Below are 10,971 nucleotides of genomic sequence, written 5' to 3' on the forward strand. Positions count from 1 at the left end.
CTGCGGTGATCACTGGGGAGGTCTTGTGGAGGTATACGAAGGCCGATGAACCCCTGTTGACCATGAGGTACGTTCACCGCGGCGCGCGGAGAGGAGCGGGGCCTTGCGCGAAATCACCGTCCCACCCGTCGTCACGGGCGCGCCCGTCGGCGGCCTGGCCGACATCGTCTTCCAGCACGCCCGCGAGGAGCCGGACCGGGTGGTGCTCGGCCGGAAGACCGCCGGGGTGTGGCGGGACGTGACGTCCCGGGAGCTGGCCGTCGAGGTGCTCGCGCTCGCCCGGGGGCTGCTGGCCCAAGGCGTGCGCTTCGGGGACCGGGTCGCCGTCATGTCCCGCACCCGGTACGAGTGGACCCTGTTCGACTTCGCCCTGTGGGCGATCGGCGCTCAGCCTGTCCCGGTGTATCCGACGTCCTCCGCCGATCAGGTGCACTGGATCCTCTTCGACTCCGACTGCACGGCCTGCGTGGTCGAGGATGAGAACCAGGCCATGACGGTGGGCTCGGTCATCGACCGGCTCCCGAACCTGCGCCGGCTGTGGCAGCTCGACGCCGGGGCGGTCGACGGGCTCGTCGCCGACGGCCGCGGGGTGTCCGAGGACGTCGTGCACCGGCACCGGGGTGCTGTGACGCCCGACGCGACCGCCACCGTCATCTACACCTCCGGGACGACGGGCCGGCCGAAGGGGTGCGTGCTCACCCACGCCAACTTCATGTACGAGAGCGACACCCTGGTCAGCCGCTGGGAGTCGGTCTTCCAGGCCCGGCATGGCGAGGAGCCGTCCACCCTGCTCTTCCTGCCGCTGGCGCACGTGTTCGGGCGCATGGTGGAGGTGGCCGCCGTCCGGGCGCGGGTCAAGCTGGGCCACCAACCGGTTCTGGCGGCGGCCGAGTTGCTGCCCGACCTCGCCGCCTTCCGGCCGACCTTCGTCCTGGGCGTCCCGTACGTCTTCGAGAAGATCTTCGCGAGCGCCCGCCGCAGGGCGGAGGCGGAGGGCCGTAGTGGCCCTTTCGACCGGGCGGTGGAAACGGCCGTGCGGTACGCGGAGGCGCGCGAGCGCAAGGCCTTCGGCGTCGGGCCGGGGCCCTCGGCCGCGCTGCGCATGGAGCACCAGCTGTTCGACCGGCTCGTCTACGGGAAGGTGCGCGAGGCGATGGGCGGCCGGGTGCGGCACGCCATGTCGGGCGGGTCGGCGATGTCGCGCCGCCTGGGGCTGTTCCTCGACGGGGCCGGGATCACGGTGTTCGAGGGGTACGGGCTGACCGAGTCGTGCGCGGCGGCCACCGCGAACCCGCCGGGGGCGACCAAGTACGGCACGGTGGGGCGGCCGATCCCGGGCAGTACGGTGCACATCGCGGACGACGGGGAGGTCTGGCTGCACGGCGACCACATCTTCTCCGGATACCTGAACGACCCCCCCGCCACGGAGGCGGTCCTGCGCGCCGGCTGGCTGGCCACGGGGGACCTGGGCCGGCTGGACGAGGACGGGTACCTGACCATCACCGGGCGCAAGAAGGACATCCTGGTGACCTCCAACGGCAAGAGCGTCGCGCCCGCCGCGCTGGAGGAGCGGGTCCGTTCGCATCCACTGGTGTCGCAGTGCGTGCTCGTGGGCAACGACCGGCCGTACATCGCGGCGCTGCTCACGCTGGACATGGACGGGATGGCGCACTGGCTGTCGATGCGCGGCCGGCCGCAGTTGCCGGCGACGGAGCTGGTGGGGGACCCCGAGCTGACGGCGGAGGTCCGCCGGGCGGTGGTGGCCGCGAACACCCTGGTCTCGCAGGCGGAGGCGATCCGCACCTTCCGGGTGCTGGGTGAGCAGTTCACGGAGGAGCGGGGGCTGTTGACACCGTCGCTGAAGCTCAAGCGCCGGGCGATCGAGAAGGCGTACGCGAAGGAGGTCGCGGCCCTGTACTCCTCCTGACCCGCGATCTGACGGTTCGTCAATTCCCATGTACAGCATTATTGACGATCCATCAGGTCGCGCACAGAATGCGGGGATTCCGACCGGAGGGGATCCCCGACATGTTGCGACCGATCCGCACCCTGGCCGCCGCGGCGGCGGCCCTCGCGCTCGTCTCCGCGTGCAATTCCGCCTCCACCAACGGCAGTTCTTCCGGCAAACCCGGCGACGTGCCCGGCAACTCCCGCGGTGTGACCGGCGACTCCGTCAAGGTCGGCGGGATCGTGTCGATGACCAGCTCCGGCGGCTACAGCAAGAAGGACACCGACCTCGGTGCCCAAGCCCGCTACCTCCGGGCCAACGCCGAGGGCGGAATCAACGGACGGAAGATCGACTACCTCGGCGCGGTGGACGACGGCCAGGACCCCGCCAAGAACCTGGCGGCCGCCCGCAAACTCGTCCAGCAGGACAAGGTCTTCGCCGTCGCCCCCATGAGCTCGGTGACCTTCTCCGGCGCGGACTTCCTGGAGCAGGAGAAGGTCCCCACCTTCGGCTGGGGCACCCTGCCCGCCTTCTGCGGCCCGAAGCACATCTACGGCTTCAACGGCTGCCTGGTCCCCACCCCCGGCGGCACCCTCAACCAGACCTGGCCCGAGGGCATCGGACAGATCCTCGGCGGGACCCGGGGCAGATCGGTCGCGATCATCGCCAACGACAGCGACGCCGGCAAGTTCGGCATCCGGACCTTCCAGCAGGGCTTCACCAGCGCCGGCTTCAAGGTCTCCTACGCCAAGGCCTCCGTGCCCGCCACCGCCGTCCCGAACGACTGGTCCGCGTACGTGAAGGAGATCCTCGCCGCCGACGACGGAAAGGCCCCGGACGCCGTCGTCTCCGTCATGCAGACCCCGAACAACATCGGACTCTTCACCGCGCTCAAGCGCAGCGGCTACCAGGGGCTGCTCTCCGACCCGACCGACTACGACCCCGGGCTGCTCGCCAAGGACGCCACCAGGCAGGCCCTCGACGGGGTCCACATACTGCTGCAGTTCCAGCCCTTCGAGTCGACCGATCCGAAGATGGCGCAGTTCAAGGCCGACATCAAGGCCGCCGCGGGCGGCCAGGACGTTCCGCTCAGCATGCACATGCTCACCGGGTACATGTCGGCCGACCTGTTCGTCTCCATCGCGCAGAGGGCCGGCAAGGACCTGACCGTCGAGTCCTTCCAGGCCGCCGCGCAGGGCTTCTCCGACACCGGCACGCTCGTCGGCGACCGGGCGGAGCCCAAGGGGCAGAAGGACAGCTTCGGCTGCGGGGCGCTCGTACAGCTGATGAACGGCGCGTACGAGGTCTCCGTACCGTTCAAGTGCTACGAACCCATCCCCTTCAAGTAGGGCAGCGGCATGGGGGATCTGCTCGTCTTCGTACTGAGCGGTCTGGTCTCCGGCGCCCTGTACGCACTGCTCGCCACCGGGCTGGTGCTGTCGTACTCGGCGTCCGGACTGTTCAACTTCGCGCACGGGGCCACCGCCTACCTGTGCGCCCTCACCTTCTACGAGCTGCGCTCGGGCCTGGGCTGGCCCGCCGTCCCGGCCGCCCTGATGGTGGTGTGCGTCCTGGCCCCCGGCCTCGGCTGGGGGCTGGACCGGCTGATGTTCCGGCGGCTCGCCCGCGTCGGTGAGACCGCGCAGATCGTGGCCACCATCGGGCTGCTGGTGGCCCTGCCGGCCGCCGGGCTGTGGGCGGTGGAGCGGCTGGCGGACGCGGGCGCGCCGGTGCGGCCGGCGGAGAACCAGTTCGGGCTGCCGGGGGTGGGGCCCAGCCCGGCGAAGTCCTGGCAGCTCGGGGACGGCGTCGGCATCGACTCCGACCAGCTGATCACCTGGGTGGTGACGGCACTGGTGGCGGTGGCTCTGTGGGTGCTGATGCGGCACACGCGACTGGGGCTGCACCTGCGGGCCGCCGTCGACAACCGCTCGCTGACCGAGCTGCGCGGCATCAGCGCCGACCGGCTGTCGTCGGTGGCCTGGATGATCGCGTCGGGGCTCGCCGGGCTGGCGGGTGTGCTGGCGACGCCGCTGCTGGGGCTGTCGGCACACGACTTCACGCTGTTCCTGTTCGTCTCGGCCACGGCGGCCGTCATCGGACGGTTCGCGTCCGTGCCGCTCGCCTTCGCGGGCGGACTCGGGCTCGGGGTGCTGCAGAACCTGGTGGCCGGGTACGCGTCCTTCGCCGAGTCCGTCACCGGCTTCCGTACAGCCGTACCCTTCCTGATCCTCTTCGGCGGGCTGCTGGTGCTGACCCGCCGGGCCCGCGCGGCGGGGGTCACGGCCGTCGACCCGCCGCCGGTCGACCATCTGGCCGGGGCCCCGTGGCCGCGGCGGTGGGGGATGTGGGCGGCGGGCGCGGTGCTCCTGTGCGTGGCGTTCTACACCGTGACCACACCCTTCTGGAGCGGGCTGCTGGCGCAGGGGCTGGCCATCGCGCTCGTGTTCATGTCCTTCACGGTGGTGACCGGGCTCGGGGCGATGGTGTCGCTTGCCCAGGGCACCTTCGTGACCGGCGCGGCGCTGGTGGCGGGGCTGCTCATGAGCCGGGGCTGGCCCTTCGTCGCCGCGCTGGCCGTGGGCACGTGCGTGGCGGCCCTGCTGGGGGCGCTCGTCGCGCTGCCGGCGCTGCGCCTGGGAGGCCGGTCCCTGGCCCTGGCCACGCTGGCGCTGGCCTTCCTCGCCGATCAGGTGCTGTTCCAGCTGCGGTGGCTGCGCAACGGCGATGCGGGGTGGTCGATCCCGCGGCCGGTGTTCGGGCCGGTGGACCTCTCCGACGACCGGGCGCTGGGGGTGGTCCTGGTGGTTCTGGTCGCGCTGGTGGCGGCCGGGCTGACCGCGCTGCGGAACTCCCCGTCGGGCCGCGCGATGCTGGCGGTCCGGTCGGCCCCGGCGGCGGCCGTCGCCTCGGGGGTCTCCGTACTGCGCACGAAGCTGCTGCTGTTCACCCTGTCGGCGGGGCTGGCCGGGTTCGGGGGCGTGCTGTACGCCTCGTACAACACCCGGATCACGGCGACGGACTTCACGGCGATGACGGGGCTGGTGTGGCTGGCGGTGGTTGTGGCGGCGGGGGTGCGCAGGCCGCAGTACGCGGTGGTGGCGGGGCTGGTGTTCGCCGTTGCGCCGAGGGTGCTGGCGGACTATCTGACGGAGTCGGCGCATCTGCCGGTGATCCTTTTCGGCCTGGCCGGGTTGGCCCTGGCCAACGACCCGGACGGATACTGCGCGGCCGTGCCGGTGCGGCTCGCACGGCGGCGCGCCGCCGGGTCACCGCCCCGGAACCCCGCTCGACCAGGGCTGACGGCACAGCGCGCCACCGTATCCGTGGGCTCCGCCCCGGACCCCGCGCCTCGAACGCCGACGGGTGGGGAAGACCGAACCCGCCCGGCACTTCCAGGACGGGGCGGGGCGGGGGAGAACCCCACAGGGGCCGGACACACAGGGGCCGGTCCCGCACTGGAACTGCGCGGGGTCACCGCCGGGTACGACGGGGGGCTCGTGCTGCACGGGGTGGATCTCGCCGTCCGCGCGGGCGAGATACTCGCCGTGCTGGGGCCCAACGGGGCCGGGAAGAGCACCGCCTGCCGGGTCGCCGCCGGACTGCTGCCGGTCGGGGCCGGGGCGGTGTACGTGGGCGGGCGGGAAGCGACCCGGGACGGGGCCGTACGCCGGTCGCGGGCCGGGGTGCTGCTCGCCCCCGAAGGGCGCGGGATCTTCCCCGCGCTCACCATCCAGGAGAACCTGGCCCTGTACCTCGAGGACGCCGACGCCCGGGCCGCCGTCTACACCCGCTTCCCGCGGCTCGCCGAGCGGCGCGGGATCCCCGCCGGAGCGCTCTCGGGCGGGGAGCAGCAGATGCTGGCCCTGGCACCGCTGCTCCAGCGGCCGCCCAGGGTGCTGATCGCAGACGAACCCTCGCTCGGGCTCGCCCCGCGCGTGGTGGAGGATGTGTACGCGCTGCTCACCGAACTCCGTGACGCCGGGACGGCGCTGCTCCTGGTGGAGGAGAAGGCGGCCGAGATCCTCGGGATCGCCGACACCGTGGCCTACCTCTCCCAGGGCCGGGTCTCCTGGTGCGGCCCCCGGGCCGAGGTGGAGGCGGACCGGCTCACCGAGGCCTACCTGGGGATGGCGACATGAGCGGGAGCGGGTACGTGCTGGAGGCCCGCGGGGTCGGCGTGCGCTTCGGCGGCGTCCGGGCACTGACCGGGGTGGATCTCGGGGTCCGCGCGGGCGAGGTGTGCGGGCTGATCGGGCCGAACGGCGCCGGGAAGACCACCCTGTTCGACGTGCTGTCCGGGATCCGCCGCCCCGACCAGGGGCGGATGATGCTGGACGGAACGGACGTCACCCGCCGCTCCCCCGTCTGGCGGGCCCGCCACGGGATACGCCGGACCTTCCAGCGGCAGCAGTTGTTCGGGCAGCTCAGCGTGGCCGACAACGTGCTGGTGGCGCAGGAGTGGCGGGGCGGCGGGGGCGGGCCGGCCGCCGATCTCCTCGCCCTGCCGGCCCGGCGCGCCCGGGAGCGCGAGCGCCGGGCCCGCGGCGAGCGGGTACTGGCCGACTGCGGGATCGGCGCGCTCGCAGCCGCGTACGCCGGCGGGCTGCCCGTCGGGCAGGCCCGGATGGTGGAGTTGGCCCGTGCGGTGGCCGATCCCCCGCGGGTGCTGCTGCTGGACGAGCCCGCGTCGGGCATGTCCGCGCCCGAGCGGGACCGGCTCGCGGAGGTCGTGCGGCGCCTGGCGGAGCGGGAGGGCTGCGCGGTGCTGCTGGTCGAGCACAACGTGGCCTTCGTGATGGAGCTGTGCGCGCGGGTCGTCGTACTGGACCTCGGGACGGTACTGGCCGAGGGCACCGCGGCCGAGGTGCGGGCGAACCCGCTGGTGCGGGAGGCGTACCTCGGGACCGCGTGAGGGCGCCACGCACCGCCACGCACCGCCACGCACGGAGCCGATGGCGGGAATACGTCGTACGAGAGGCCGGTTGTGGCCCCTCGTACGACGCTCCACCCCGCCGCGCCACCCCGGCCGCACCACCCCCGCCGCACCACCACACCGACGTGAGGGAACGACCAGACGTGAACCAGGTCCCCGCCATCAAGCTCAACAACGGCACGCTCATGCCCCAGCTCGGCTACGGCGTCTGGCAGGTGCCGGACGCGGAGGCGGAGCGCGCCGTCGGGACCGCCCTGGAGGCCGGTTACCGCAGCATCGACACGGCCGCCGTCTACGGCAACGAGGCGGGCACCGGCAAGGCCGTCGCCGCTTCCGGACTGGCGCGCGAGGAGCTGTTCGTCACCACCAAGCTGTGGAACGGCCCGAAGCAGAAGTGGGGCCGGGACCAGGTATTGCGCGCCTTCGACGACTCCCTGGCCAAGCTGCGCCTCGACCACGTAGACCTGTACCTGATCCACTGGCCGCGCCCGATGCGCGACGACTTCGTCGCCATCTGGAAGACCTTCGAGGAGATCGCGGCGAGCGGCCGCGCCAAGGCGGTCGGCGTGTCGAACTTCCGCCCGGCCGACCTGGCGCGGATCGCCGCCGAGAGCGAGCTGGTCCCGGCCGTCAACCAGGTCGAGCTGCACCCGCTCTTCCCCCAGGCCGAGCTGCGTGCCGTGCACGCCGAGCGCGGGATCGCCACCGAAGCCTGGTCCCCGCTGGGTCAGGGCAAGGAGCTGCTGACGCTCCCGGCCGTGACCGCGATCGCCACCGCGTACGGCCGCAGCGCCGCGCAGGTCGTGCTGCGCTGGCACCTGCAGCACGGGAACGTCGTGATCCCGAAGTCGGTGACCCCCGCGCGCATCCGGGAGAACCTGGACGTGTTCGGCTTCGAGCTGGCGGCCGCCGACATGGCCGCGCTGGACGCCCTGGGCGCGGGCGCGGCGGGCCGCCGGATCGGGCCGGACCCGGCCGAGTTCGACGTGTGACAGGCTCCGGGCCGTGGTCGGGGGCGGGGCCGTGGCCCGGGGCAGGCTCCGGGCGGGTCTTCCCGCGGGTCAGACGCGTACGAAGCTCCGTATGCGGTACGTCGGTTCGGCCCGCGGGACGTCCTGGTCCGGCAGCAGCTCCAGCCGGGCCGCCAGTTCCCGCGCGGTGATGCCGCGCGGGACGATGCGGGAGGCGTACCGGCCCGCGAGCAGGGCCTCGGCGGAGCCGCGCGGTGTGCGGCCCTGGCCGTGGCCGGTGAAGCGGGCCTCGCCCACCGCGAGCAGTCCCGCCCGGGCCGCGTAGGCCTCGACCTCCCCGGATGCGTCCGAGGGGGTCGGGGTCAGGTGTGCGGCGAAGACGGCGTCGATGTCACTGCCGACGTCGTGCGCCGAGTCCTTGTCCACGGTGGCGAGGAGGACCCCGCCGGGCCGCAGCACCCGGGCGGCCTCGGCGATCACCGCCGGCACCAGTCCCGGCTCGCGCAGCAGGTGCAGCAGCCACACCGCGCTCACCGCGTCCAGGGATCGCGACCGGACCGGCAGCCGGGCCGCGTCGGCGAGGATCACCGGGACGCCGCGCCGCATGGCCATCGCGGCCATGCCGTGGGAGGCGTCCGCGCCCAGGACGCGCAGGGCTGGACGCCTCAGCCGGCTGGTGACGATGCCCGTGCCGCAGCCGAGGTCGAGCAGGGTCTGCGCGTCCGCGGGAAGCAGCCCGAGGACGGCGGCGGCCGCCGCCTCGGCGCGCGGGACTCCGCCGCGGGTGGCGTCGTAGGCCTCGGCCTCGGCGTCGTAGTCGAGCAGGGATCTCACGGACGGTATGTGCGTGGTCATCGGCTAGCTCGCGCCGTGGGCCGGGGCGAGGGCCTCCACCCGTTCGGCAAGGGCGAAGTCGGACTCCGTCACCACACCGCCGGCGTCATGGCTGTTCACGGAGAGCCGGACCGTGTTGTAGCCGAGGGTCAGGTCGGAGTGGTGGTTCAACTCCTCCTGGACGCCGGCGATATGGACGACGAGGGCGCTAGCGGCGAAGTGCGTGCCCAGCCGGTAGGTGCGGACGATCCGGTCGTCCTCGAAGGCCCAGCCGGGGAGCTCCCGCAACCGGTCCTCGATCTCCTTCTGTGACAACGGCTCACTCGGCATGCACCGGCTCCTCTTCCCGTGACGTGTAGTCAAGGTTCCCACAGTGCACGCCGGAACAATCCTTTCGCGCCATAGTGCGCTCGGGTACTTCTACGCCTTCCAGGTCGATCGCGCCCCCCATATGCTCCTGCGCCGAACGGATTGTTACCAACGGTAACGAGGGGGCATTCGCCATGGCGGGCACAGGAAGTTCCAGACGTACGTTCATCGCGGGCGCGGGAGCGGCGGCCGCCGCCGGGGCGGTCCTGGCCGGGGCCGCGCCCGCGGCATCCGCCGAGTCCGGACCGCCTCCCGGTGGACGGCGCGTCGCGGTGCTCGGCGGCGGCGTGGCGGGCCTGACGGCGGCGCACGAACTCGCCGAGCGCGGCTACGCCGTGACCGTGTACGAGCGCCGGGCCCTCGGCGGCAAGGCGCGCAGCATGGACGTACCCGGCAGCGCACGCGGCGGGCGCCGGCCGCTGCCCGCCGAGCACGGCTTCCGCTTCATCCCCGGGATCTACCACAACCTGCCCGACACCATGCGCCGCATCCCCTTCCCCGGGAACGCGGCCGGGGTGTGGGACAACCTGGTCGCCCCGCGCGAGATGATGTTCGCCCGGGCGGCCGGGCGCGAGGACCTGCGCGGACCCATCCCCTGGCCCGGGCACTCCCCCGCCGAGCTGACGCCCGAGGAGATCCGGCGCGCCCTCGCCGGCATCCTGCAGACACTGGTCCGGCTCCCGCCGCACGAGACGGCGTACTTCGTCGACCGCGTGCTGGTCTTCCTCACCAGCTGCGACGAGCGGCGCGAGGAGGTCTGGGAACGGACGCCGTGGTGGGACTTCGTGCGCGCGGAACGGATGTCGAACGAGTACCGGCGCATCCTCGCCGTCGGCATCACCCGCAACATCGTGGCGACCAAGGCCGAGGAGGCCTCCACCCGCACGGTCGGCACCCTCGGCGAGGCCTTCGTCTTCAACGTGCTGGGGCGCGGGGCGGACGGCCCGCCCGACCGGATCCTCAACCTGCCGACCAACGAGGCCTGGATCGACCCCTGGGAGGCCCACCTGCGCTCCCTCGGTGTGGAGTTCAGGATCGGCTGGACCGTGCGGGAGGTGCGGTACGCGGACGGCCGGGTGAGCGGGGTCGCCGTCGACGGGCCGGACGGCGCCGCGCAGCTCGTCACCGCCGACCACTACGTGAGCGCGTTGCCCGTCGAGCACGCCCGCCGCACCTGGAGCACGGCGCTGCGGGCAGCCGATCCGATGCTGGGGCGCTGCGACAAGCTGGAGACGGACTGGATGACCGGCATCCAGTTCTATCTGACCGAGCGGGCCGAGCTGGTGCACGGCCACCTCAACTGCATCGACTCCCCGTGGTCCTTGACGGCGATCCAGCAGGCCGAACACTGGCCGTCCCGGGACTTCCCGGCCGACTACGGCGACGGGACGGCGGTCGACTGCCTGTCCGTGGACATCTCCGAGTGGGACAAGCCGGGGCTCCTGTACGGAAAGACGGCCAAGCAGTGCACCCGTGAGGAGGTGGCGCGGGAGGTGTGGGCGCAGCTGAAGGCCTCCCTCAACGACACCGGGAAGGCCCTGCTGACCGACACCACGCTGCACTCGTGGTTCCTGGACCCGGGTGTGGACGGGCTCGGCACCCCGCACCCCACGAACCAGGACGAGCTGCTGATCCACCCGGTGGGCACCCTGCACAACCGGCCGAGTGCGGGCACCCGTATCCCGAACTTCTTCCTCAGCGGGGACTACGTGGCGGTCGACATCGACCTGGCGACGATGGAGGGGGCCAACGCTTCGGCTCGCGCCGCCGTCAACGCCCTTCTGGACCGCGACGGTTCGGCCGCCGCACGGTGCACGGTCCACCCGATGTACCGGGCGCCGGAGCTGGAGGCCGCCAAACGGCACGACCGCCGACGCCACCGTCTGGGACTGCGGAACGTCTTCGACCTGGGC

Annotated in this window: 8 protein-coding genes; 6 read left to right on the forward strand and 2 right to left on the reverse strand. The window is 72.8% G+C overall.

What is annotated here, in order from left to right:
• The first annotated feature begins 103 nt into the window (after window positions 1-103).
• The 5 genes from ACWGIU_RS16705 (at window position 104) to ACWGIU_RS16725 (ending at window position 7,876) form a co-directional block, all read left to right on the forward strand.
• Window positions 104-1,927: an AMP-dependent synthetase/ligase gene (locus ACWGIU_RS16705; RefSeq protein WP_453706475.1), complete on the forward strand. Its 1,824-nt coding sequence runs from the start codon at window positions 104-106 to the stop codon at window positions 1,925-1,927.
• A gap of 101 nt (window positions 1,928-2,028) precedes the next feature.
• Entirely contained in the window at window positions 2,029-3,297 is a 1,269-nt protein-coding gene (locus ACWGIU_RS16710; protein WP_453706477.1) for an ABC transporter substrate-binding protein, read from the forward strand.
• A 9-nt stretch (window positions 3,298-3,306) separates the two neighbouring features.
• A complete protein-coding gene (locus ACWGIU_RS16715; protein ID WP_453706479.1) occupies window positions 3,307-6,090 on the forward strand; it encodes an ABC transporter permease subunit in 2,784 nt (927 codons plus the stop codon).
• A complete protein-coding gene (locus ACWGIU_RS16720; RefSeq protein WP_453706481.1) occupies window positions 6,087-6,863 on the forward strand; it encodes an ABC transporter ATP-binding protein in 777 nt (258 codons plus the stop codon). Before ACWGIU_RS16715 ends, ACWGIU_RS16720 begins: the two co-directional genes overlap by 4 nt.
• 164 nt (window positions 6,864-7,027) lie before the next feature.
• The gene (locus ACWGIU_RS16725) at window positions 7,028-7,876 is read left to right on the forward strand and encodes an aldo/keto reductase (protein WP_453706489.1); all 849 of its coding nucleotides are present in this window, start codon (window positions 7,028-7,030) and stop codon (window positions 7,874-7,876) included.
• Between the two features lie 69 nt (window positions 7,877-7,945).
• Here the strand turns inward: ACWGIU_RS16725 and ACWGIU_RS16730 are convergent, their stop codons facing one another.
• The gene (locus tag ACWGIU_RS16730) at window positions 7,946-8,710 is read right to left on the reverse strand and encodes a class I SAM-dependent methyltransferase (RefSeq protein WP_453706483.1); all 765 of its coding nucleotides are present in this window, start codon (window positions 8,708-8,710) and stop codon (window positions 7,946-7,948) included.
• A gap of 3 nt (window positions 8,711-8,713) precedes the next feature.
• The gene (locus ACWGIU_RS16735) at window positions 8,714-9,019 is read right to left on the reverse strand and encodes a 4a-hydroxytetrahydrobiopterin dehydratase (protein ID WP_453706485.1); all 306 of its coding nucleotides are present in this window, start codon (window positions 9,017-9,019) and stop codon (window positions 8,714-8,716) included.
• 173 nt (window positions 9,020-9,192) lie between these two features.
• On the opposite strand from ACWGIU_RS16735, the gene ACWGIU_RS16740 reads away from it, so the two are divergent.
• Window positions 9,193-10,971, forward strand: a 1,779-nt coding sequence (locus tag ACWGIU_RS16740; protein WP_453706487.1) for a hydroxysqualene dehydroxylase, incomplete at its 3' end; no start/stop codon positions are given.

The sequence above is a fragment of the Streptomyces sp. NPDC054840 genome, from assembly GCF_053611065.1.

What these genes read in the sequence shown, in the direction of transcription:
- ACWGIU_RS16730 (WP_453706483.1), bottom strand. Translation starts at nt 8,710, where the DNA reads ATGACCACGCACATACCGTCCGTGAGATCCCTGCTCGACTACGACGCC.
- ACWGIU_RS16735 (WP_453706485.1), bottom strand. Translation starts at nt 9,019, where the DNA reads ATGCCGAGTGAGCCGTTGTCACAGAAGGAGATCGAGGACCGGTTGCGG.
- ACWGIU_RS16715 (WP_453706479.1), top strand. Translation starts at nt 3,307, where the DNA reads ATGGGGGATCTGCTCGTCTTCGTACTGAGCGGTCTGGTCTCCGGCGCC.
- ACWGIU_RS16720 (WP_453706481.1), top strand. Translation starts at nt 6,087, where the DNA reads ATGAGCGGGAGCGGGTACGTGCTGGAGGCCCGCGGGGTCGGCGTGCGC.
- ACWGIU_RS16710 (WP_453706477.1), top strand. Translation starts at nt 2,029, where the DNA reads ATGTTGCGACCGATCCGCACCCTGGCCGCCGCGGCGGCGGCCCTCGCG.